27 protein-coding genes are annotated in these 22,063 nt (G+C 71.7%); 17 read left to right on the forward strand and 10 right to left on the reverse strand.

Annotated features, from left to right (window positions below):
- The first annotated feature begins 163 nt into the window (after positions 1-163).
- From AB0A63_RS27830 to AB0A63_RS27865, 8 genes are all read left to right on the forward strand, one after another.
- Positions 164-1,060 carry a hypothetical protein gene (locus AB0A63_RS27830; RefSeq protein ID WP_360396598.1) on the forward strand — a complete coding sequence of 299 codons (897 nt, stop codon included), beginning with the start codon at positions 164-166 and terminating at the stop codon, positions 1,058-1,060.
- Positions 1,047-1,454 carry a phage holin family protein gene (locus tag AB0A63_RS27835; RefSeq protein WP_360396600.1) on the forward strand — a complete coding sequence of 136 codons (408 nt, stop codon included), beginning with the start codon at positions 1,047-1,049 and terminating at the stop codon, positions 1,452-1,454. The genes AB0A63_RS27830 and AB0A63_RS27835 overlap by 14 nt, the downstream gene beginning before the upstream one ends.
- The gene (locus AB0A63_RS27840; RefSeq protein ID WP_360396602.1) at positions 1,430-2,095 is read left to right on the forward strand and encodes a DUF3618 domain-containing protein; all 666 of its coding nucleotides are present in this window, start codon (positions 1,430-1,432) and stop codon (positions 2,093-2,095) included. Before AB0A63_RS27835 ends, AB0A63_RS27840 begins: the two co-directional genes overlap by 25 nt.
- A gap of 43 nt (positions 2,096-2,138) precedes the next feature.
- Positions 2,139-2,390: a hypothetical protein gene (locus AB0A63_RS27845; RefSeq protein WP_360396604.1), complete on the forward strand. Its 252-nt coding sequence runs from the start codon at positions 2,139-2,141 to the stop codon at positions 2,388-2,390.
- A 118-nt stretch (positions 2,391-2,508) separates the two neighbouring features.
- A complete protein-coding gene (locus tag AB0A63_RS27850; protein ID WP_360396606.1) occupies positions 2,509-2,784 on the forward strand; it encodes a hypothetical protein in 276 nt (91 codons plus the stop codon).
- Between the two features lie 92 nt (positions 2,785-2,876).
- A complete protein-coding gene (locus AB0A63_RS27855; RefSeq protein WP_360396608.1) occupies positions 2,877-4,094 on the forward strand; it encodes an extracellular solute-binding protein in 1,218 nt (405 codons plus the stop codon).
- Positions 4,094-4,990, forward strand: coding sequence for a sugar ABC transporter permease (locus AB0A63_RS27860; RefSeq protein ID WP_360396610.1), 897 nt, complete (start codon positions 4,094-4,096; stop codon positions 4,988-4,990). Before AB0A63_RS27855 ends, AB0A63_RS27860 begins: the two co-directional genes overlap by 1 nt.
- Entirely contained in the window at positions 4,987-5,808 is an 822-nt protein-coding gene (locus AB0A63_RS27865) for a carbohydrate ABC transporter permease (protein ID WP_360396612.1), read from the forward strand. Before AB0A63_RS27860 ends, AB0A63_RS27865 begins: the two co-directional genes overlap by 4 nt.
- Before the next feature lies 1 nt (position 5,809).
- On the opposite strand, the gene AB0A63_RS27870 is transcribed toward AB0A63_RS27865, so the two are convergent.
- Positions 5,810-5,980 (reverse strand): hypothetical protein, encoded by a 171-nt coding sequence (locus AB0A63_RS27870; RefSeq protein ID WP_360396613.1) that lies wholly within the window; start codon positions 5,978-5,980, stop codon positions 5,810-5,812.
- On the reverse strand, positions 5,977-6,324 hold the full coding sequence (locus AB0A63_RS27875) for a hypothetical protein (protein WP_360396615.1): 348 nt from the start codon (positions 6,322-6,324) through the stop codon (positions 5,977-5,979). The genes AB0A63_RS27870 and AB0A63_RS27875 overlap by 4 nt, the downstream gene beginning before the upstream one ends.
- Positions 6,325-6,393: 69 nt before the next feature.
- Between AB0A63_RS27875 and AB0A63_RS27880 the strand changes: the two genes are divergently transcribed.
- Positions 6,394-6,888, forward strand: coding sequence for a DUF2231 domain-containing protein (locus AB0A63_RS27880; protein WP_360396617.1), 495 nt, complete (start codon positions 6,394-6,396; stop codon positions 6,886-6,888).
- Between the two features lie 201 nt (positions 6,889-7,089).
- Here the strand turns inward: AB0A63_RS27880 and AB0A63_RS27885 are convergent, their stop codons facing one another.
- The 4 genes from AB0A63_RS27885 to AB0A63_RS27900 are packed head-to-tail and all read right to left on the reverse strand — an operon-like array spanning position 7,090 to position 10,863.
- The gene (locus AB0A63_RS27885; protein WP_360396619.1) at positions 7,090-7,914 is read right to left on the reverse strand and encodes an SDR family oxidoreductase; all 825 of its coding nucleotides are present in this window, start codon (positions 7,912-7,914) and stop codon (positions 7,090-7,092) included.
- 4 nt (positions 7,915-7,918) lie between these two features.
- A complete protein-coding gene (locus tag AB0A63_RS27890; RefSeq protein ID WP_360396621.1) occupies positions 7,919-8,956 on the reverse strand; it encodes a type III polyketide synthase in 1,038 nt (345 codons plus the stop codon).
- Positions 8,953-10,095: an acyl-CoA dehydrogenase family protein gene (locus tag AB0A63_RS27895; protein ID WP_360396623.1), complete on the reverse strand. Its 1,143-nt coding sequence runs from the start codon at positions 10,093-10,095 to the stop codon at positions 8,953-8,955. The genes AB0A63_RS27890 and AB0A63_RS27895 overlap by 4 nt, the downstream gene beginning before the upstream one ends.
- A 3-nt stretch (positions 10,096-10,098) precedes the next feature.
- On the reverse strand, positions 10,099-10,863 hold the full coding sequence (locus AB0A63_RS27900; protein ID WP_360396625.1) for a methyltransferase domain-containing protein: 765 nt from the start codon (positions 10,861-10,863) through the stop codon (positions 10,099-10,101).
- On the opposite strand from AB0A63_RS27900, the gene AB0A63_RS27905 reads away from it, so the two are divergent.
- Positions 10,828-11,667: a UbiA family prenyltransferase gene (locus AB0A63_RS27905; protein ID WP_360396627.1), complete on the forward strand. Its 840-nt coding sequence runs from the start codon at positions 10,828-10,830 to the stop codon at positions 11,665-11,667. The two genes, AB0A63_RS27900 and AB0A63_RS27905, sit on opposite strands and share 36 nt — an antisense overlap.
- On the opposite strand, the gene AB0A63_RS27910 is transcribed toward AB0A63_RS27905, so the two are convergent.
- Positions 11,660-11,902 (reverse strand): acyl carrier protein, encoded by a 243-nt coding sequence (locus AB0A63_RS27910; RefSeq protein WP_360396629.1) that lies wholly within the window; start codon positions 11,900-11,902, stop codon positions 11,660-11,662. The genes AB0A63_RS27905 and AB0A63_RS27910 overlap by 8 nt on opposite strands.
- A gap of 119 nt (positions 11,903-12,021) precedes the next feature.
- Between AB0A63_RS27910 and AB0A63_RS27915 the strand changes: the two genes are divergently transcribed.
- On the forward strand, positions 12,022-12,420 hold the full coding sequence (locus AB0A63_RS27915) for a hypothetical protein (protein ID WP_360396631.1): 399 nt from the start codon (positions 12,022-12,024) through the stop codon (positions 12,418-12,420).
- A complete protein-coding gene (locus tag AB0A63_RS27920) occupies positions 12,417-13,586 on the forward strand; it encodes a zinc-dependent alcohol dehydrogenase (protein ID WP_360396633.1) in 1,170 nt (389 codons plus the stop codon). Before AB0A63_RS27915 ends, AB0A63_RS27920 begins: the two co-directional genes overlap by 4 nt.
- A gap of 41 nt (positions 13,587-13,627) precedes the next feature.
- On the opposite strand, the gene AB0A63_RS27925 is transcribed toward AB0A63_RS27920, so the two are convergent.
- Positions 13,628-13,954: a hypothetical protein gene (locus tag AB0A63_RS27925; RefSeq protein WP_360396635.1), complete on the reverse strand. Its 327-nt coding sequence runs from the start codon at positions 13,952-13,954 to the stop codon at positions 13,628-13,630.
- 94 nt (positions 13,955-14,048) lie between these two features.
- Between AB0A63_RS27925 and AB0A63_RS27930 the strand changes: the two genes are divergently transcribed.
- The 3 genes from AB0A63_RS27930 (at position 14,049) to AB0A63_RS27940 (ending at position 18,026) form a co-directional block, all read left to right on the forward strand.
- Positions 14,049-15,140 carry an amidohydrolase family protein gene (locus AB0A63_RS27930; protein ID WP_360396637.1) on the forward strand — a complete coding sequence of 364 codons (1,092 nt, stop codon included), beginning with the start codon at positions 14,049-14,051 and terminating at the stop codon, positions 15,138-15,140.
- 102 nt (positions 15,141-15,242) lie between these two features.
- Positions 15,243-17,513: a M28 family peptidase gene (locus tag AB0A63_RS27935; protein WP_360396639.1), complete on the forward strand. Its 2,271-nt coding sequence runs from the start codon at positions 15,243-15,245 to the stop codon at positions 17,511-17,513.
- Positions 17,514-17,594: 81 nt separating this feature from the next.
- On the forward strand, positions 17,595-18,026 hold the full coding sequence (locus AB0A63_RS27940; protein WP_360396641.1) for a GNAT family N-acetyltransferase: 432 nt from the start codon (positions 17,595-17,597) through the stop codon (positions 18,024-18,026).
- Positions 18,027-18,220: 194 nt separating this feature from the next.
- Here AB0A63_RS27940 and AB0A63_RS27945 read toward each other — a convergent pair whose 3' ends face one another.
- The gene (locus AB0A63_RS27945) at positions 18,221-18,610 is read right to left on the reverse strand and encodes an HPF/RaiA family ribosome-associated protein (protein ID WP_360396643.1); all 390 of its coding nucleotides are present in this window, start codon (positions 18,608-18,610) and stop codon (positions 18,221-18,223) included.
- A gap of 202 nt (positions 18,611-18,812) precedes the next feature.
- Between AB0A63_RS27945 and AB0A63_RS27950 the strand changes: the two genes are divergently transcribed.
- Both AB0A63_RS27950 and AB0A63_RS27955 read left to right on the forward strand, forming a co-directional pair.
- Positions 18,813-19,523 (forward strand): ThuA domain-containing protein, encoded by a 711-nt coding sequence (locus tag AB0A63_RS27950; protein ID WP_360396645.1) that lies wholly within the window; start codon positions 18,813-18,815, stop codon positions 19,521-19,523.
- Positions 19,493-20,641, forward strand: coding sequence for a Gfo/Idh/MocA family oxidoreductase (locus AB0A63_RS27955; RefSeq protein WP_360396647.1), 1,149 nt, complete (start codon positions 19,493-19,495; stop codon positions 20,639-20,641). Before AB0A63_RS27950 ends, AB0A63_RS27955 begins: the two co-directional genes overlap by 31 nt.
- Here AB0A63_RS27955 and AB0A63_RS27960 read toward each other — a convergent pair.
- Positions 20,565-22,052, reverse strand: a complete 1,488-nt coding sequence (locus AB0A63_RS27960) for an NAD(P)/FAD-dependent oxidoreductase (protein ID WP_360396648.1) — start codon at positions 22,050-22,052, stop codon at positions 20,565-20,567. The genes AB0A63_RS27955 and AB0A63_RS27960 overlap by 77 nt on opposite strands.
- Positions 22,053-22,063: the final 11 nt, after the last annotated feature.

Below are 22,063 nucleotides of genomic sequence, written 5' to 3' on the forward strand. Positions count from 1 at the left end.
TGCGCGTGCGGAGGAATTAGCCCGGACGGGCGTCGGCAAACACGGACGGCGGTCACGTTTTCGGTTCAGCAGCTTTTGAAAATGATCAGAACCGAGTCGTTTGCGACGGATTTCGACGGGTAGCTCGTAGGCCAGGACACGACTACGAGCTGAGGAGTCAGCCGTGACCGAGAACCAGATGGGTGGAGTGCGCACCGCGGCCCGGGACGAAGGTTCCCAGGTCGCGCAGCACGCCAAGGAAGCAGCCGGCGAGGTCGGCGGCACAGTGCGCGACCAGGCCGCGCACGTGGCGCAGGAGGCGAAGCAGCAGACCCGCCACGTCGTCAACGACGTGCGCGACCGCGTCGCGGCGGAGGCGGAGCAGCAGGCCCAGCGGGTGTCGAAGCAGCTTGGCCGCATCGCCGACGAGCTGAGCGAGATGGCCGGCGGCGCGTCGTCCGACTCGATGTCGGCGGGTGCGATCCAGAGCGCGGCCGACACGAGCCGCCAGGCCGCGCGGTTCCTCGACGAGCGAGGAGCGCAGGGGCTGCTCGACTCCGCACGGGACTACGCGCGGCGCAAGCCGGGCACGTTCCTGCTGGGCGCCGCGGTGGCCGGGTTCCTCATCGGCCGTGTCGCGAAGAGCGCGACCGGTGGCGGCCAGAGCGGGCAGCGCTCCGGCGGCGGCGTCGTGCCGGTGACGTCGGAACGCGCCGACCTGGCACCGGGCTACACCGAGCCCACGGGATACCCGTCCACGCCGGGCTACGGCTCGACGCAGGGTTATGCGGAGTCGCCGGGCTACGGCTCGACGCAGGGTTATGCGGAGTCGCCGGGCTACGGCTCGACGCAGGGCTATGCGGAGTCCCCGGGCTACGGCTCGACGCAGGGCTACTCCGGGACGCAGGGCTACACCGGGACGCAGGGCTACACCGAGAGTTCCGGGTACGCCGGGACCACGGGTCAGCAGGTGACCGGTGAGACCCCCGGCTACGGCGCGACGCCCGACTACGGTGCCCCGGCCACGTCGAACCCGGCGCCCGGTCGGCCCGCGGCGGGGGTGCCGCATGTCGAGCCCTGAGTACCCGCAGGCCCGCACCGAGGAGTCGCTCGGTGATCTGGTCAGCGAGCTCACCGGTGACCTGTCGAAGCTGATGCGCCAGGAGCTCGAACTGGCGAAGGCCGAGCTGCGGCAGGAGGCGAGCAAGGCCGGCAAGGCCGGTGGCATGCTCGCCGCCGCCGGGTTCGCCGGGTACCTCACGACGGTGCTGCTGAGCTTCGCGCTCGTGTTCGCGCTCGGCGCGGTCATGCCGCTGGGCTGGGCCGCGCTGATCGTGGCCGTGCTGTGGGGCATCGCCGGCGCGGTCCTCTACACCAGCGGGCGGGCCAAGCTGCGCACCGTCAACCCGAAACCCGAACGCACCGTCGAAACGCTGAAGGAGGACGCGGAATGGGCGAAACACCCGACCAAATAAGGCGTGACATCGAAGTCACCCGCGCCGAGCTGAGGGCCGACGCGAACCGGCTCGTCGACCACACCAGCCCGAAGCGCATCGCCGAACGGCGGGTGCAGGGCGTGCGACGGGGACTGACCGCGATGAAGGACAGGGTGATGGGAACCGCGAGCGACACCGCCCAGAGCGTGCGGGCACAGGGGCAGAACACCGGGCAGGCCGTGGCCGAACGGGCCGAGCAGGCCGGTCAGGCCGTTGCGGACCGCGCGCAGCAGGCCGCGCAGGTGGTGCAGGAGGCCCCGCAGCGGGTCGCCCGCCAGACGCAGGGCAGTCCGCTCGCGGCCGGCCTGATCGCGTTCGGCTCCGGACTGCTGCTGGCGGCCGTGCTGCCCCGCACCGACGCCGAACAGCAGGCGGTGCAGCAACTCTCCGACACCTTCAGCGATGCGATCGAACCGGCCAAGGAGGCGCTGACCGAGTCCGCTCAGCACCTGAAGGAGGACGTGACGTCCTCGGTGACCGACGCCGCCGGTGAGGTCAGGCAGGTCGCAGCGGACGCCGCGCAGACCACCGCCCAGCACACCCGCGAGGCGGCGCAGGACGTCGGCGGCCACGCCAAGGAGTCCGGTCAGCGCGTGGGCAACGAGGCCACCGGTCACTGACCGCCCGCACATCGCCGTTGTGGCGCGACGAGAGGAGAACGACGTGCCCGTTCCCGTCGAAGACCTGAGGAAGCTGCTCGACTCGCCGCGCCACAACGCGATGCTGGTGCACGTGGAGGGCCGGTACGTGGTGGCCGGCAGCACCGAGCTCGACCGGCCCGACCTGCGCGGCGCCCTGCCCGTGGTGTCCAGGGACGACCTGCTGGACCGGGCCGGTGGCGAGCCGGTCTCGGACCGGGCGCTCGCCGAGGCCGCCGCGGCACTGAGCTCCGCGGTCGACAACCGCGGCGGCTGATCGGGGGACACCGCGACTTTCCCGCGCACAACCCGTTTGCCACCCGTGAACCGCGGGTAGCCGGGATCGGCGTCAAGCAGTCGGCGCTCCCGTTCCCGACTGTCCGAAGGTGGCCACCGTGCAGCACCGCTCCCTCGACCAGGCCATCTGCGACGCCCTGGTGCTCCTCCGCGCGACCGGCGGCGCCGACCTGGCGCTGCAGGCGGAACAGGCCCGCAAGTGCCTGGCGCGCGCGGTGCTGAGCGCACCTGCGGCGCCGCAGCAGGCGCTGGCCCACGTCGCCGCCGCTGACGACCACCTGGAATACGGTGAGCTGATGGAGGCGCGGACGCTGCTGACGGCGGCGCGCAACCACCTCCGCGGCCGTCGCGCCGTGGTCGCCGCCCGCGCATGAGGGGGCCGGCCTTAGCACTGGCCGTTCTGTTCGTCGCGGGCTGCGGAGGCCTCGGGCCCAGCGCGGCCGATCGGCCGAACACGCTCGTCACCATGGGTTTCGGCCTGCCGGACGAGCACGCCACCGCCCGCGTGGCGGTCTTCAAGGCTGACCGGCCCGAGGTCGACCTGCGGGTCAACGAGGGCGTGTTCGACGAGCAGCAGTTCCTCTCCTCGGTGGCCGCGGGCGACCCGCCGGACCTGGTCTACGCCGACCGCCGCAAGCTCGGCGGGTACGCGGCCAGGGGAGCGGTGCAGGACCTCGGGCCGTGCCTGGCCCGCCACCGCGTCGACCTCGCCGGTTACCGCGAGGCGGCGGTGCGGCAGGTGACCTACGAGGGCACCGTGTACGGGGTGCCGGACTTCTTCACCGTCCGGGTGCTGATCCTCAACAACCCGGTGCTGCGCGAGAACGGCGTCGACCCGGCCCGGCTGTCCACAACGGACTGGAACGCTCTCGCCGAGGTCACCGCGCGGCTCGCCCGCGTGCAGGACGGCCGGGTGCAGCGCATCGGGTTCGACCCGCGCATGCCGGAGTTCGTGGCCATGTGGGCCAAGGCGAACGGCGCCGACCTGCTCGGCGACGAACCGCACCTGGACGACCCGCGCGTGGTCGAGGCCGTCCGCTACACCGCCGGGCTGGTGCGCGAGCAGGGTGGCTGGGCGGCGTTCAAGGCGTTCCGCGACACGTTCGACTCCTTCGGGGCGAAGAACGAGATCGCCACCGGCCAGGTCGCCGCCATGGCGATGGACTCCTGGTACGTCAACACCCTCGCCGCCAACTCGCCGGACGTCGACGTCACGATCGCACCGTTGACCGACCGGCGCGGTGCCCCGCTGACCGAGGCAGGAGGGCAGGCCTGGGCGATCCCGAAGGGCGCCCGCCACCCGGACCTCGCCTGCGACTTCATCACCACCATGACCGCGACCGACACGTGGGTCACCGCCGCGAAGGCGCGCAGGGACGCACTGGCCGCGAAGGGGAAGCCTTACAGCGGCACCTTCACCGCCAACCGCGCCGCCGACGAGAGGATCTTCGCCGAGGTCTACGACCCGCGCGGCATCCGGGTGCTCGAACAGGGCGTGCGAGTGCTGCAGTCCGTGCAGGACAAGGCCTTCGCGCTGCCACCGAGCCCCGCTGCCAGCGACCTCGTGCGGTCGTGGGAGGCCGCGGTCACCAGGGTGCTGCTCGGTCAGCAGAGCCCCGAGGAGTCGATGGCGCAGGCGCAACGCGAGGCCGGCCGGGCGCTGACCCGCGTCGGAGGACGCTGATGACGACCGCGCGGGAGGCCCGCGCGGGCTGGTTGTTCGTGTTGCCGTGGGTGCTCGGGTTCCTGCTGCTCACCGCCGGGCCGATGCTCTACAGCCTGTACCTGTCGTTCACCCACTACGACCTGCTCAAGCCCACGCGGTTCACCGGGCTGTCGAACTACCGGGAGATCCTGACCGACGACCGGGCGGCGACCGCGTTGTGGAACACGGTCTTCTTCACGCTGCTGCACGTGCCGCTGCAGATCGTGCTCGCTCTCGGGCTGGCCTCGCTGCTGCGCCGCGCCGGCCGGTCCGCCGGGTTCTTCCGCACCGTGCTGTTCCTGCCCACGATGACCCCGCCGGTCGCGCTGGCGGCGTTGTTCCTGTTGCTGCTCAACGGCCAGAACGGCGCGGTCAACGCGGTGCTGGGCTGGTTCGGGTTCACCGGTCCGCAGTGGACGACCGACCCGGACTGGATCAAACCGGGCCTGGTGCTGATGAGCCTGTGGACCGTCGGCAGCACCGCCGTGCTGTACCTGGCGGCGCTGACCAGGGTGCCGGGGGAGCGCTACGAGGCAGCCAGGCTCGACGGCGCCTCGCCGTGGCGGCAGTTCTGGCACATCACCCTGCCCGGCATCAGCGGCACGGTGTACTTCACGGTCATCGTCAACACCATCGCGTCGCTGCAGGTCTTCACCGAGGCCTACACGATGTTCTTCGGCGCCCGCCCGTCGTCACCGGCCGAGGGCGACGCGGCGCTGTTCTACGTGATCTACCTGTTCCAGGAGGCGTTCGGCTCGCTGCGCATGGGCTACGCCTCGGCGCTGGCGTGGGTGCTGTTCCTGGTGATCGCGGCGATCACCGCCGTGCAGGTGCGGCTCTCGCGCGACTACGTGCACTACGAGGACCGGTCATGATCCGCAGGCTGCCCGTGGTGCTGGCGCTGGTCGCCGTCGGGGTGCTGTTCGCGTACCCGTTCTGGTGGCTCGTCAGCGCGTCGCTGAAGGACCGCTCGCAGGTCTTCGACAACGTCCTGCTGCCCGAGGTGCTCCGGCCGGAGAACTACGCCGAGGTCTGGCGGGCCGTGCCGTTGCTCGCGTGGGTGGGCAACAGCGTGGCGGTCGGGTTCGCGGCCGCCGCGGCGGCGACGGTGTCGAGCGCGGTCGTGGCGTTCGGCTTCGCCCGCTTCCGGTTCCGCGGCCGCGGTGTCCTGTTCGGGCTCGTGCTCGCCACGATGATGCTGCCCGCCGCCGTCACGATGGTGCCGGTGTACCTGGAGTGGCACGCGGTCGGCCTCGCGACCACGCAGGTCCCGCTGTGGGCGGGCAACCTGTTCGGGTCGGCGTTCTACGTGTTCCTGCTGCGCCAGTTCTTCCTCGGCCTGCCCGCGGAGGTGTTCGACGCGGCACGGGTCGACGGCGCCGGACCGTGGCGGCAGTTCCGGTCCCTCGCACTGCCGCTGGCCCGGCCCGGCTTGATCGTCGTGTTCGTGTTCGAGCTCAAGGCCGCCTGGACGGACCTCATCCGGCCGCTGATCTACCTGCGCGAGCCGGAGCTGTACACGTTGCCGCGCGGGCTGAAGGCGGTGCTGGACCGGTTCGGCCAGGGCGGCGAGGCGCAGTGGGAGCTGGTGATGGCGGCCAGCGTCGTCGCCACCGTGCCGATGATCCTGCTGTTCCTGGTGGCCCAGCGGTACTTCGTGCGCGGCACGGTCACCCAGCAGGTCGAGGAGTGACTCACGGGTCCATGCCGCCCTCGTCGTCGGGCTCGGACTCGTCGGGTCCGCGGTGCGGGCCGCCGGGGTTCTCGTCGGCGTAGGTGGGCCGGGTGTGCTCGCCGCCGATGTCGGCGTCCTCCAGCTCGCTCTCGGCGGTCACCCGGTCGGGCTCGGGCGCGCGGCTCGTCATCGCCACTCCTCCTGCCAGTCGTGGTGCTCGTTGTAGGCGGACGCGACCAGCCGCAGCACCGCCTCGTCCTCGGTCTGCTCCACCTCGGTGCGCAGCAGGCCGACCTTCTCCGGGAACGGCACCGTCGCCCGTTCCTCCGCCGCCTGCACCGGGCCGGGCAGCAGGAGCAGCCCGGCGCCGTCGTCGGAGCGCACGACCCGCAACCGGCCGCGGCGCTCGGCGTCGTCGAGCCGCGGCAGCTCCTCGTCGGCCAGGCGGCGTTCGTCCTCGTCGAGCCGGTCCAGCACGAACCGCCGCAGTTCCTCGATCGGCACGCCAGGGGTGTTCACGCCAGAGTTGTTCATGAGAGAGGGGTATCCGCTCCGCCGCCGGGTACGCCTGCTGGCAGCAGTCGCTTCCGGAAGGAGCACCTCATGCGCAGTCGCGTCCGCGCCGCGGGCCACGCCGTCCACCCCATCCTCATCGTGTTCCCGTTGGGCCTGCTGACCACCGCGGTCGGCTTCGACGTGCTGTACCTGCTCACCGACCGGGTGAGCTTCCAGTTCACCGCCGCCCACCTCATCGCCGCGGGCGTGCTGATGGGGGTGGTCACCGCCGCCACGGGCTGGCTCGACTGGGCGCTGGTCGTCCCGCGCGGCACCCGAGCGCGGCGGATCGGGTTGCTGCACGGCCTGTCGAACGGCGTGGTGCTGGTGGCGTTCGCGATCAGCTGGTTGCTGCGCCTGGGCGAGCCGGACTGGCACCCCACCTGGCCCGCGATCGTCGTGGCCTGGCTGGGTTTCCTGGCCGGCGGCCTCGGTGGCTGGCTGGGCGGGGAACTGGTCGAACGCCTCGGCGTCAGCGTCGAGGAGAACGCCCACCCCGACGCACCCAGCTCCCTGAGCGGTGCCGCCCCGTCCCGGCGCTAACCGCCCCTTGGCTTTTCTGGCATCTGCAAGTACCCCCAACTCAACATCAACAGGCACTTTCCTACTACCAACAGCGTTTCCCGCCACCTGCGCACGCCGATCCGGTCCGGCGGGCGGCGACCATGTTGGTAGTGGTCAGCGGCGGTTTGATCATGAGTTGGTGGTACTTGCAGATGCGTGGGGCGACAACGGAGGGGCGGGCTAGGGGCTCAGGTGGCGGCCGTAGCGTCGGGCGGCTCGGACGATCGTGGTGGAGGCGGGTGCGACCACGAGGTCCAGCACCCGGCTCACCGGCGCGAGAGCACCCAGGCGTGCGACGGCCCACCAGCGCGGCGCGGCCATCGTCCTGGAGGTTCGCGCGGTCAGGCACCGCTCGACCGCGCGGGCCACGGCCTCCGGCGCCGAACCCGCGGACAGCCGGTTCGGGGCCTCCTGCTCGGACGGACGGCCGTTGAGGTCGCGGGAGAGCCACTCGGTGCGGATCGGACCGGGGCAGACCGCGTGCACCTTCACGCCTCGCGGCACCTCGCGCCGCAACCCGACCGCCAGCCCCAGCACACCGGCCTTGGTGGCCGAGTACAGCGACAACGGCGGCACGGGCACCCACGCGCCGATCGACGACATCATCACCACGTGCCCGCCGCGGGACTCCAGGTGCGGCAGCACCAGCCGGGTCAGCTCGACCACCGCCGTGAAGTTGACCTCGACGAGGCTGGTCGCCTGCTCGGCGTCCAGCTCGGCGAGCTTCGCGACCCGGCCCTGCCCCGCGTTGTTCACCAGGGCGTCGATGCGGCCGAACCGGTCGACGACACCGCGCACCAGCTCCTCGCGCGCCCGCGGATCGGTGACGTCGCAGCACATGCCCCAGGCACCGGGCAGCTCCTGCACCGCGGCGGTGAGCCGGTCCTGGTCACGGCCGCAGATCGCCACACGGGCACCGCGACGGGCGAGCCGCCGCGCGGTCACGCGGCCGATGCCGGCCGACCCTCCGGTGATGAGCACGACCTGACCTTCGACGGAGCGCACGGCGTCACCTCGCGGACAGCAGAGTGGTGTACAGGGTCAGACCGGGGCCGAACGCCATCGCCACCACCGGGTCACCCGGTCGCAGCCCAGCGCCCCGCACCAGCTCGTCGAGCACCAGCAGCACGGTCGGCGACGAGCAGTTGCCGTGCTCGCGCAGCACCCGCCGGGACGGCTCCAGCGCGTCCGGCGGCAGCCCGAGCTCGTGCTCGACGGTGTCGAGGATGCGCGGACCACCGGGGTGCACGGCCCAGCCGCGCACCTGCGGCACGGTCAGGCCGTGCTCGGCGAGCAGCCGTTCCACGGCGTCCCGCACGTGCTTGCCCAGCACGTCGGGCACCTGCGGGGACAGCGTCATCCGGAACCCGTGGTCGGTCACGGTCCACGTCATGTGGTCCGCGGTGGCCGGATCGGTGACGGCACCGGTCCCGACCACCTCCAGTCCGCCCTGACCGGGCAGCACGACCAGCGCGGTGGCCGCGTCGCCGAACAGCGCGTGCGTGACGACCTGCTGGAGGTCTTTCGTGGAAGGTTGGACGTGCAGTGACGTGAGCTCCAGGCACAGCAGCACCGCAGGACGGCGGTGCACGGTCACGTAGTCGGCCACGGAGCTGAGCGCGGGGAGCGCGGCGTAGCAGCCCATGTGCCCGACGAGCAGCCGCTGGGCGTCTTGGGGGAGTTCCAGCGACGCGGCCAGCTGCACGTCCAGGCCCGGTGCCGTGTAGCCGGTGCACGACACGACGGTGAGCTGACCGACGTCGGACGCGTCGAGACCGGCCGACCGCAGCGCGGCGGTCACGGCCTGGTGCCCCAGCGGCCGCGCGTGCTCGTCGTACAGGCGCATCCGCTCACCGGTCGTCCACGCCGACACGTCGAGCTCCAGCGGGCTCACGACGGCATGCCTGCGCTGCACGCCGGCCGCCGCGAAGATCCGCCCGGCCGCCCTGCTGCCGTCCAGCAACGGGCTGAAGTGGTGCTCCCACACGGCGTCCTGCTCGATCACCGGCGGGAACGCGGTGCCGATCGCGGCGATGTGCGCGGTCACCAGCGCGCCACCTCGTCCGGGTTGTCGCCCAGTGCGCTCGCGCCGAGCCAGTCGGCGCACACGTCGGACGTCGCCGGTTGCAGCGCACCGCAGCGGGCGTCGCGGTAGAGCCGTTCCAGCGGGTGCCCGCGCCGGGTCGCCGACGCCCCCGCCGCCTCCAGCACGGAGAACGCCACCTGCGCCGCCGTGTCTCCAGCGGTGAGCTTCGCGCGCCACACCCAGCGGTTCGTCTCCGGGCTGCCGGGGTCGTCGGTGACCTGCCGCGCCGCCCTGCGCACGACCAGCTCGGCCGCGGCGACCGCCACGTCGGCCCGCCCGAGCCGGGCGCGCACCATCGGCAACGTGTGCAGCCCGCGTTCCCGCAGGTGCGCCACGCCGTGCCGCAGCACGGACTGCGCGACACCCACGTAGACCGCGGCGTAGGAGGCGACCAGCCACTGCGGCATCACCTGGGCCAGCAGCAGCGCGGCCCCCTCGATCCCGCCGACCAGCGCGTCCTCGCCCACCTCGACGTCGAGGTCGAGGTCGTGGCTCGTGGTGGCGCGCATCCCGAGCGCGTCCCAGGTGGGCCTGATCTCGACGCCGGGGCCGGCCGGCACGAGGAAGTACGACACCTTCGGTTCCTCCGACGTGCTGTCCCGCGCGGCCACGAGGTAGGCGTCGGCGTGTCCCGCGCCGGAGACGAACGTCTTCGCGCCGGTGATCCGGAAACCGGAACCGGTGCGCTCGTAGGAGGTCCGCACCTGCGACAGCCGCGAGCCGACCCCGCGTTCGCTCATCGCCACCGCGTACAGGGCGCCTTCCGCGGCAGCGGCCAGCACCCGGTCGCGGGAGGCGAAGAAGCTCTCCGGCGCACCGAACTGGCGCACCAGCTCGTCGGGGGTGTGGGCGAGCGCGCCGGTGACCGACGCGTGCATGTTGAAGATCAACGCCGTCGCCCCGGCGCCACTGCCCAGCTGCACGGCGACGTCGGTGTAGTCGGCGAACGAGGCACCCGTGCCACCGAGCCGCTGCGGCACCATCAGGCCGAGCAGGCCCGCGGAGCGCAGGTCGGCGAAGTCCTCCTCGGGGAACTCCCCGGCCACGTCGTACTTCGACGCGCGGCCGGACATGCGGTCAACCAGTGCGGGGAGGTCCACGGATCATCCCTTCTTGCGGCCGGCGCCCTGGAAGAGCACGGCCGTGGACGCGGTCGGCACCATGCGGACGGACCGACTGCGGCGCGCGAACCACGTGAGCAGGTCGGGCAACGAGGGGCGGATACCCCGCAGAACCAGGCGCACACCGTGCCGGGCGCACTCGCGCACCAGCAGTGCCCGGTCGACGAACAGCGCCGGGTCGTGCACCCCGCGCGGCGCCAGGCCGAGCACGCGTTCCGCCACCCCGACGGCCACCAGCCGGCACAGCGCGGTGTCGGCCAGCGTGTCGAGCACCAGCAGGCCACCGGGGCGCAGCACCCGGCAGGCCTCGGCGACGGCCGCGGGCAGGTCGGGGACGTGTTCGAGGATCTCGCCGGCGACGACGACGTCGGCGCACCCGTCGGGCAGCGGCACGGCGAGCACGTCCGCGCGGACGGGCAGCACGCCGCGTTCGGCCGCCTGGCGCAGTGCTTCGTGGGAGAGGTCGACCCCGATGTGCCGGTAGCGGCGCACGTGCGGCGCGAGCAGGCCCGCACCGCAGCCCAGGTCGACCAGCACCGCACCGGGAACGGCCGGTGGAACCAGGGCGGCCCGTGCGGCGGCGAGCCAGTGCAGCATCACGAACGCGCCGCTCGGCCGCCACCACTCGGCGGCCAGCCGTTCGTACAGCTCGGGGTCGTTCGGTTCAAGATCGTTCTGCGCGGTGGCCGCCCACTGGCAGACTGGAGGCCCATGGGTCGCCTCGAAGCTCTCGCGCGTTCCTGTCATCCGCTGCCCTCCGTCGCGGTCACCGTGGTGGCCACCGTGCTGGCCGCGGCGGTCGGTCGGTCGGCCGCCGGACTGGTGGCCGTCGCGGCGGCGGTGCTGGCCGGGCAGCTGTCCGTCGGCTGGCTCAACGACCTGCTCGACGCCGGCCGGGACGCGCGCGTGGGCCGCGCGGACAAACCGGTCGCCACCGGCGTGGTGTCGAGGCGGGTGGTGGCGGTCGCGACGGTCGTCGCCGCGGTGGCCGCGGTCGGACTGTCGTTGCTGTCCGGTGTGGACGCAACGCTGCTGCACGTCGTGATGCTGTGTTCGGCGTGGGCGTACGACCTCGGGGTCAAGGCCATGGCGTTCTCCGTTGTGCCGTACGCGCTTTCGTTCGGGTTGCTGCCCGCGTTCGTGACGCTGGGCGGTCCGGACGGGCGGTGGCCACCGCTGTGGCTCATGGCGGCGGCCGCCGTGCTCGGCAGCGCCGCCCACTTCGCCAACGTCATCCCGGACCTCGACGACGACGCGGCGACCGGCGTGCGCGGGTTGCCGCACCGCATCGGCGGAACCGCCAGCGCGTGCGTTGCAGCCGCGCTGGCGGTGATCACCGGAGTGGTCCTCGCGGTCGGCCCGCCCGGCCCCGTCACTGCGGCGGGGCTCGTGGCGGTGCCGTTGTCGGTGCTGATCCTCGTGCTCGGCAGGCTGCGCGGACGACGGCCGGGGTCGCGGGCGAACTTCACCGCACTGCTCGCGGTGGCGGTCCTCGACGTGGCGCTGCTGATCATCACCGGTGGGGTGGAGCTGGGCGGCGCGGTCAGCTGACCGCGGGCCCGGAGTCGCTCGAACCCGACAGCTCCTTGATGAACTCGTGGCACTGCCGGGCGCGGGCGGAGTCCTCCTCCATCACGCGCCGGAAGAAGTCCGCGATGTCCTGACGGCCCGCGTTGTCGGCGTCCCGCACGTACTGGCCGTAGTCGTGACCGGCCTTGAGCGCGTGGTACTGCACGGAGATCAGGTCGTAGGTGACGTCGTCGAACCCGGTTTCACCCGTTGCCATTGATACCTCCAGTGTTTTGTTCGGCACCGGAGTCATACCCGCGCAGATCCGGTCGAACCCGGTTGTTCCGCGCAACGTCGGGTACTCACGGCTCTCGCGCTCCGAGAGAGGCAGAAACCATGAACTCAGCAGGGAAAGCGCTGCTGGCCGCGGGCGTGGTGACCGCGGCGGCGGTGGCGCGGCGCCGGCGGCAGGCGCAGGGGAAGGGGGAGCGGCCGCTGACCGTCACGGTCGACCGCGCTCCCACCGACGTGCAGGCGGCGTTACCGGACCTGACCGGGCCGTGGCGGGACCAGGCCGAGATCAGCATCCGCGCGGCCGCAGGGGACAAGGGCACCGAACTGGTCGCGCAGCCACTGGGCGACGCGTCCCGCGCCGAGTTGCGGGAGGCGCTGCGCAGGGCGAAGTCGGTGCTGGAGGCCGGCGAGGTGGTCGAACCCGACACCGCGCCGACGCACCCCGGCCCCCTGGGCAAGGCGCTGCAGCTGGTGACCGGAAGGGGAGGTGGCCGGCTGTGAAGGCGTTGTGCTGGGAGGGGATCAACGACGTCCGCGTGCAGGACGTGCCGGACCCGCGGCTGCTGAACGACCAGGACATGATCCTCAAGGTCCGGCTGAGCACCGTGTGCGGCTCCGACCTGCACCTGCTCACCGGCCACATCCCGTTCATGCAGGCCGGTGACGTGATCGGGCACGAGTTCATGGGTGAGGTGGTCGAGGTCGGGCCCGGTGTCACGCGGCACCGGCCGGGCGACCGCGTCGTCGTGTGCTCGTTCATCGCCTGCGGCCGCTGCTGGTACTGCCGCAACGAGCTGTACTCGTTGTGCGACAACACCAACACCAACCCGGCCATCACCCAGGGCCTCTGGGGCGCCAACCCCGGCGGCATCTTCGGCTACTCGCACGCGATGGGCGGCTTCCGCGGCAGCCACGCCGAGTACGTGCGCGTGCCGTTCGCCGACCACACCGCCATCCCCATCCCCGAAGCGGTCGACGACATGAGCGCGCTGTTCACGTCGGACTCGGCAGCGACGGGCTGGATGGGCGCCGACCTCGGCGGTGTGAAACCCGGTGACGTCGTCGCTGTGTGGGGGTGCGGCGCCGTCGGGCAGATGGCTGCCCGTGCGGCCCAACTGCTCGGCGCGGAACGGGTCCTGGTGATCGACCGGTTCGACTACCGGCTGCGCCAGGCGGAACAGCTGTTCGGCGTTGAGACCATCAACTACGAGAACACCTCCGTCGGTGACGCGCTGCTGGAGGCCACCGGCGGGCGCGGACCGGACGTGTGCATCGAGGCGGTCGGCTGCGAGGCGCACTCGACGGGGCCGCAGTACGCCTACGACCAGGTGAAGAGCAAGCTGAAGCTCGAAACGGACCGGCCGATCGCCGTGCGCGAGGCGATCTACAACTGCCGCAAGGGCGGGTCGGTGTTCGTGCTGGGCGTGTTCACCGGGTTCGTGGACAAGTTCCCGCTGGGCGCCATGATGAACAAGGGTCTGACCGTGCGCGGCGCACAGCAACACGGCCAGCGCTACATCCCGGCGCTGCTCGACCGCATCGCCACCGGCGAGCTCGTCACGAACCACCTGGCGACCCACGTCATGCCGTTGAGCGAGGGCGCACACGGCTACGACATCTTCAAGAAGAAGGACGACGGCTGCGTGCGGTCGGTCTTCAAGCTGTGAGCAGGTCCCGTGGGGGTGCGGTCACCGCACCCCCACGGGCATCAGCGGCCACGGGCCGGTGTCTGCTGGTACACGCCGTGCCGCAACGGGGTGTTGCCGTCCGGGGACTGCTGGGGCGACACCGGCGACCCGCCGGCCGTGCCGTCCGCCGGTGGCGTGTTGCGCTGGTCGCCGCCTGCCGGTTCGGCGCCGTCCGCGAGCTGCCGCAACCGTTCGTCGACGACCTCCAGCACCGGTGTGCGGTTGCCGTGCGCCTCCTCGTGCTCGCGCACCCGCCGCAGGTCCTGCTCGTCCAGCGACCGGATGCGGTGCTTGAGGTCGCCGAGCGTCAGCTGGTCGTAGCCGGAAATCGGGAGTTGTTCGCTCATGTGCGTCGGCTACCCGGCCGGGTCGGGGAAAAACGACCGGAGTTTGCCCGTGACCCCACCGGGCATTCGCGCACGGACAGGAACGGGGTGAGGTGTGTACGCAGACGACCTGGTGCGGCCGTGGTGGGAGGCGCTCGGGGAGACGGCGCCGTTGTTCGACATCCACACGCACGTGGGCACGAACGACCCGAGCGGGTTCTCCTGCACCTTCGACCAGCTGCTGGACGCCCTGTCCGAAGTGGACGCGGCCGCGGCGGTGTTCCCGCTGACCGAGCCGAAGGGCTACCGCCGTGCCAACGACGCGGTGATCGCCGCCGCGCAGTCACCGGTGGTCGCGTTCTGCCGGGTGGCGCCCGGTGACGACGCGGAGGCGGAGGCGCTGCGGTGCGTGCGGGCGGGTGCGCGGGGGATCAAGCTCCACCCGGCCAGCGACGAGTTCGCCCTCGACGACGACCGGTTGCACGGGGTGTTCGGCCTGGCGCATGAGCTGACGCTGCCCGTCGTGGTGCACGCCGGACCCGAGATCGACCCGTTCGGCGACACGCTGCTCGCGGTGCTGCGCCGCTACCCCCGTGCCCGGTTCGTGCTGGCGCACGCCGCGCTCACGGACCTGGCGTGGCTGTCCGGGCACCCGGTGGACAACCTGTACCTCGACACGTCCTGGTGGAGCCCGACCGACCTGGTCGTCGCGCTCGCCACGATGCCACCCGGACGGGTGTTGTTCGGCAGCGACGTGCCGTACTCGACGGCGCTGTGGGGCGCGCACGCGGCCGCACGCTGCGCCCGGTACGCCGGCCTGGACGACGAGCAGGTCGCGGGCGTGCTGGGCGGCAACGCGCTGCGGCTGGTGGAACGGCGGGACGCCCCCGACCTCGGTCCGGCGCCCGGCCGGGTGCCGGTGCTGGACCCGTTGCTGGAACGCCTGTACGTGTACCTCGCGGCCGGGGTGGAGGCCACCAAGCGCGGCGAGTCGCCCGGCCAGATGCTCGACCTGGCGCGGCACTGCTGCGGTGTCCGGCCGGAGCACCCCGACCGCGCGGTCTTCGAGTCGGTGCTAGAACTGCTCGACCGCTACGAGAAGCACGCACCGCACCTGGAGACCGGCAACGAGTACGCGCCCGGCTGGGACCTGATCGCGGCCGCCGCGCTGGTCGCCCGCACCCCCGGCACGGCGCTGCCGGGCTGAACCCGCACCACAACCCTCCGAACGACCGGATGTCGTCAGCGCTCCGCGGAGCTACCTTCGCCAGACCCTGCAAACCTGCAGACCCTGCGAAGGAGCTCCACCGTGCGAAGAAGACCCCTGCTCGGCACGGCACTGGCGGCAATCGTCGCCGCGGCGGTCGCCCTGCCCGCCTCCGCCACGGCCCAGGCCGGCTGTTCGGGCACCAACGACGGTGACGTCGCGATCGGTGACAACACCACCGTCGAGTCTCCGCTCACCATCACCGACTGCCCCTCGGCACCGTCCGCCACCAGCACGGTCCCGGTGAAGATCGTCCACACCTACATCGGCGACCTCGCGGTGACGCTGGTCGCCCCGGACGGCTCCACCTACCCCCTGCACAACCGCAGCGGTGGCTCCGCGGACAACATCGACCAGACCTACACCGTCGACCTGTCGGCCGAGACCTCGAACGGCACCTGGAAGCTGCGGGTCAACGACAACGCGACCAACGACGTCGGCCGGATCGACTCCTGGTCGCTGAACCTCGGCGGCTCCACCCCGGCCGGCGACTTCTCCGTCGCCGTGTCGCCCACGTCCGGCTCGGTCGCCGCGGGCTCGTCGGCCTCGGCCACCGTCTCGACCCAGACGACGGCCGGCCAGGCGCAGACCGTGCAGCTGACCGCCACCGGCCTGCCCTCCGGCGCCACCGCGTCGTTCAGCCCGGCCTCGGTCACCACGGGCGCGAGCTCCACGCTGTCGGTCAGCACCACGTCCTCGACCGCGTCGGGCACCTACCCGATCACCGTCCGGGCCGCGGGCGGCACCACCAAGACCGCGACCTACACGCTGACGGTCACCGGCGGCACCGGCCCGCAGATCCCCGACGTCGACGTCGCGGCGGTCAAGGCGCACCTGACCCAGTTCGCCACCATCGCCTCCCAGAACGGCGGCAACCGCCGTTCGACCACGGCCGGCTACCGCGCCTCGGTCGCCTACGTGAAGGACAAGCTGACCGCGGCCGGGTTCACGGTGTCCGAACAGGCCTGCACCTCCGGCTGCTCCACCGGCGCCGGCCCGAACGTGATCGCCGAGTGGCCCGGCGGCAACGCGAGCAACGTCTACATGTTCGGCGCCCACCTCGACGGCGTGTCCGCCGGTCCCGGCATCAACGACAACGGCTCGGGCTCCGCGGCGCTGCTGGAGACCGCGCTCGTGCTCTCCCGCAGCAACCCGGCGATGCTGAACAAGGTCCGGTTCGCCTGGTGGACCGACGAGGAGCAGGGCCTCAACGGCTCGCGCTTCTACGTCTCGCAGCTGCCGTCGACCGAACGTTCGAAGATCAAGACCTACTACAACTTCGACATGGTCGGTTCCGTCAACGGCGGCTACTTCATCAACAACATCAACTCCACCCAGTCCGTGCACATGAAGGCCTACTGGGACTCGCTGGGCCTGCAGCCCGAGGAGAACACCGAGGGCCGCAACCGGTCCGACGACGCGTCGTTCACCAACGCGGGCATCCCGGCCTCCGGCTACGCGATGGGCGCCAGCGCCACCAAGACCTCGGCCCAGGCGACGAAGTGGGGCGGCACCGCGGGCCGCGCGTTCGACCCGTGCTACCACTCCTCCTGCGACACGACGGCCAACATCAGCGACACCCACCTCAACCGCGCGGTCGACGGCATCGCCTACACCCTGTGGAAGTCCGCGGTCGGCAGCAGCACCCCCGGCGCGGACTTCTCCGTCGCCGTGTCGCCGACGTCCGGCTCGGTGGCGGCGGGTTCGCCGGTCTCGGCCACCGTCGCGACCCAGACGGTGAGCGGCAACGCGCAGACCGTGCAGCTGTCGGCCTCCGGCCTGCCCTCGGGCGCGACGGCGTCGTTCAGCCCGGCGTCGGTGAGCACCGGTGGCAGCTCGACGTTGACGATCAACACCACCGCGTCGGTCGCGTCCGGCACCTACTCGGTCACGGTCACCGCGGCCGGTTCGGTGTCGCGCACCGCCACCTACGGCCTCACGGTCACCGGTGGTGGCGGCGGGAGCTGCAACGGCACCAACGGCACCGACCTCGCCATCCCCGACGCGGGCGCGGCCGTGGACAGCGACCTGGTGATCTCCGGCTGCTCGGCCACGCCCTCGGCCACCGCGACGGTCGCCGTGCGGATCGTCCACCCCTACATCGGCGACCTGACGGTGTCCCTGATCGCACCGGACGGCACGGCGTACGTGCTGCACAACCGCAGCGGCGGCAGCGCGGACAACATCGACCGCAGCTACACCGCCGACCTGTCCGCTGAGACCGCGAACGGCACGTGGAAGCTCCGCGTGCGCGACCTGGCCTCGTCCGACACCGGCACCCTCGACACGTGGAGCCTCAACCTGACCCCGTAGTCGCCTCTGGGAAGTGGCCTCTCAGAAATCTTGTGAACTGGGTCTTCTGAGAGGCCACTTCTTGCCGTGATGATCGTCGGCATGACGACGCACACCGTTGCCGAGCTCGACGACGAGAACACCGCCCTGGCATTCGAGGCGATGCGGGAGCTGCGGGCACACCTCGTCTCCGCGGACGAGTTCGTGGCGGCGGTGCGGGTGCAGCGCAAGGAGGGCTACCGGCTGGTCGGTTCGTTCGACGCGGACGGGAAGGTCGTCGCGGTGGCCGGGTTCCGTCCGCTGACGAACCTCTACGTGGGCTACCACCTCTACATCGACGACCTGAGCACCCTGCCCGCCGTGCGCAGGCAGGGCCACGGGGGAGCGCTGCTGCGCTGGGTCGACGAGGAGGCCCGCCGGCTCGGGTGCGGTCAGGTGCACCTGGACTCCGGCACGCACCGGCACGAGGCCCACAGCCGCTACTTCTCCGCCGGGTACGTGATCGCGGCGTTCCACTTCAGCAAGCCGGTCTGAGCACCCGGCCAGAAGCCTTTCCCGCCCCCTCGTTGCTGCCCAGGTGTCTGCAAGTACCACCAACACTTGATCAAATCGCCGCCAACTACCACCAACCTGTTCGCCACCTGTCGAATCAGGTTGATGTTGAGTTGGTGGTACTTGCAGACGCCGGCAAAGGCAGCGGCCCGGATGGGCGGCCGGAGATGCGCCGATCAGCCCTTGGGCTCGTCCTCGATCACGCCGACCAGCTCCGGGTCCTCGGGAGCGGGCATGTGGCGGATGCTGTCACTGCCCTTGTGGTCGCGGGCGCGGGCGTAGCGGGAGTCCAACGCCCTCACCAGCTTCTGCGCCGCGCCCGCGTACGCGTCGTCCACGGTGGTCGCGTGGTGGGTGACCGCGACCGGCTGCTTGCCCTTCGGCCGCGCGTCGATCACGCACTTCTTGTCCTCCGGGGTGGTGCCCCCGTCCTCGCTGAGGTGCACCTCCACCCAGGTCAGCCATTCGCTGAACCGGGACAGGCCGCTCTCCAGGTCGGTGGTCACATAGGCGGCCAGTCCTTCGCCACCGTGGATGTTGTGGTCGGTGTTGACCTGGATCTGCATGAGCACCCTCCATACGGGAAACAAATGGTCTTGGTCGATACCACGGGAGCGGCCGGTTCAAACGCGGCGCCGTTCAGCGCAGGGGAGCTGCCCGGCAGCCGTTCTCGGCGCCGACCGGTGCGGAGGCTGGGAAGTTCTTGACCACCGGTGCCGTTCGAGGCACTGTTCAGCCAGGTGTGGAAAGCGGTTACCGGGGGGTGGCGTGGCACGGCCGAGTGCGTTGGTGGTCCGCGGTGGCTGGGAAGGCCACCAACCGGTGGAGGCCACCGAGTTGTTCATCCCCTTCCTGGAGGACAGCGGTTACGCCGTGCGGGTCGAGGAGTCGACCGAGGTGTACGCCGACGCCGCCGAGATGGCGCGCACCGACCTCGTCGTGCAGTGCATGACGATGTCGGATATCACCGACGAGGAACTGAGCGGGTTGCGCTCGGCGGTCGAGGCCGGCACCGGGTTCACGGGATGGCACGGCGGCATTGCGGACTCGTTCCGCGCGTCGGCGGACTACCTGCACCTGGTGGGTGGGCAGTTCGTCACGCATCCGGGCAAGGAGCCGTGCGAACGCCAGGGTGGGCCGGAGGACAACTTCCTGCCGCACGAGGTGACCATCACCGCGCTCGGCCGGGAGCACCCGATCACCGCGGGCGTCGAGGACTTCGAGCTGGTCACCGAGCAGTACTGGGTGCTGCACGACGACCTGGTCGACGTGCTGGCCACCACCACCCACCCGGTCCGGCCGTGGCACCCGTGGCACCGGCCGGTCACCTGCCCGGCAATCTGGACGCGGCAGTGGGGTGCAGGGCGGATCGTGGTGACGACGCCGGGGCACAGCTTGGACGTCCTGCGGCACCCCGCTGTCCGCACCGTCATCACGAGGGGGATGTCGTGGGCGACCCGCACCGCGTCGGAATCGTAGGGCTCGGGTTCATCTCCGGGCAGTACCTGGACACGCTCCGCGGCCACCCGGCGGTGCGCGTCACCGCGGTCGCCGATCTCGACACCACCCGCGCGGCGGCGGTTGCGGCCGAGTTGCCGGGTGCCGAGGCGGTCAGCGTCGAGGGCCTGCTCGGCAGGGCGGACGTCGACACGGTCCTCAACCTGACCGTGCCCGCGGCCCACGCGGAGATCGCGTTCCGGGCGATCGACGCGGGCAAGAACGTCTTCGGCGAGAAACCGCTCGCCGTCACCTTCGCGGACGGCCGGGCGATCGTCGACCGGGCCGCCGCGGCCGGTGTCCGGGTCGGGTGCGCGCCGGACACCGTTCTCGGCACGGGCACGCAGACCGCGCGGGCCGCGATCGACAGCGGGCTCATCGGGCGCCCGCTCTCCGCGTCGGCCGTGATGGTCACGCCGGGGCACGAGCGCTGGCACCCCAACCCCGATTTCTACTACACCGCGGGGGGCGGTCCGCTGGCGGACATGGGGCCGTACTACCTCACCGCGCTGATCCACCTGCTCGGCCCGGTGCGTGCGGTGGTCGGCGCGGTCAGCCGCCTGCGCAGCGAGCGCGTCATCGGGTCCGGGCCGCGGACCGGTGAGCGGGTCCCGGTCGAGGTAGACACCCACGTCTCCGGCGTGCTCGAACACGTCAGCGGTGCGCTCTCGACCATCACGACCAGTTTCGACGGGGTGACCACCACCGCCGTGCCGATCGAGGTGCACGGTGAGACCGGCACGCTCGCGGTACCCGACCCGAACCACTTCGACGGTGAGACCCGCCTGTTCCCGCTCGACGGCACCGGGTGGCGGACCCTTCCCGCCGCTGCGGGCTACACGGGAGCAGGGCGCGGAGTCGGCCTGCTCGACCTGGTCGCAGCCGACGGGCAGCGGGCGCCGCGCGCCGGCGACGAGCTCGCGCTGCACGTGCTCGAGACGATCACGGCCGTGCTCCGGGCGGGGGAGGAGGGGCGGCGGATCGAGCTGACGACCACGGCGGAGCGGCCGCCGTTGGTGCCCCTCACGCCCGTGGCCGGGCTGACACCGCGAACCGGTAGTGCTCCAAGGGAAAGCGCCCCGCAGCCCGGTGCGCGTTGATCGTCGAGGTCGGTCGCAGCAGCGTCGCCTCGCCGTGCTGGTTGAAGTAGTAGCTGCGCGAGGTGGCGCACTGTCCCAGTGAGAACACGGAGTTCTCCGCGACCCGCGTCCGCATCCGGTGCAGGAACTCGTCGTTGGCCCGCTGGGTCACCTCGAAGACGTCCGCCCCGCGTGACCGCATCGCCGTGAACAACCGGGCCATGTGCTTCATCTGGCTCTCGATCGTCGTGAAGTACGACAGGCCGCTGTAGGAGTAGGGGCTGTTGAGCGACACCAGGTTCGGGAACCCCGGCACGGTCACGCCCTCGTAGGCCTGGAACCGGTTCTCCCGCCACCACGTGCCCAGGTCCCTGCCGTCCCGTCCGAGCACCTCGAACGCGGGGAAGTTGACGTCCCACAGGTTGAAGCCGGTCGCGAGCACGAGCACGTCGATCTCGGTGCGCCCGGCGGCGGTGACGATGCCGGACGAGTCGACCCGCGTGATCGGCGACGTCTCCAGGTGGACGTGGGGACGCGTGAACGTGCGGAAGTAGTCGTTGGAGAACGTCGGCCGCTTGCAGCCGAAGGAGTAGTCCGGGGTGAGCGCGCGGCGCAGCCCGGGGTCGCGGACCTGGCGGTGCAGGTGCGCCCGGCACCACCGCTCTGCCAGCCGGTTGGCGACCCGCAGCTGCCGGTAGTGCACGACACCGGAGATCATCATGAGCTCCAGCACCGAGCTGCCGAGCCGGCGCACGGCCCGTTGGACGACCGGCAGCCGCGCGAACAACCGCCGCACCGGCGGCGGGATGCGGTAGTCCGGTTTGGGACTCACCCAGATCGGGGTCCGCTGGTACACGGTCAGCGCCGCCGCCGTCCTCGCCAGCTCCGGGACCAGCTGGACCGCCGTGGCGCCGGTGCCGATCACCGCCACCCGCTCGCCGGTCAGGTCGACCGGCTCCCACGCGGCGGTGTGGACGACCCGGCCGGCGAAGGTCTCGATGCCGGGGACGTCCGGCGTCCTGGGCATCGACAGGAACCCGGTCGCCGTCACGAGGTACCGCGCCGCCACGACCGAGCCGTCCGCGGTCCGCACCTCCCAGTGGTCGTCCCGCCAGACCGCACCCGTGACGGTCGTGCCGAACCGCATCGACCGGCGCAGGTCGTACTTCGCGGCCACGTGCTCGGCGTAGCGCTTGAGCTCCTCGCCCGGCGCGAAGAGCCGCGACCAGTGCGGGTTCGGCTCGAACGAGTAGGAGTACGTCGGGGAGGGGATGTCGACCGCGAGGCCGGGGTAGCGGTTGACGTGCCAGGTGCCGCCGAGGTCGTCCTCCCGCTCCAGGACCAGCAGGTCGCGCATCCCCAGCCGCCTGAGCTGGATCGCGGCACCCATGCCGCCGAACCCGGCACCGACGACGACCGCGTCGTGGACCATCGGGAACCTCC

The sequence above is a fragment of the Lentzea sp. NPDC042327 genome (genome assembly GCF_040647275.1).
GTDB lineage: Bacteria > Actinomycetota > Actinomycetes > Mycobacteriales > Pseudonocardiaceae > Lentzea.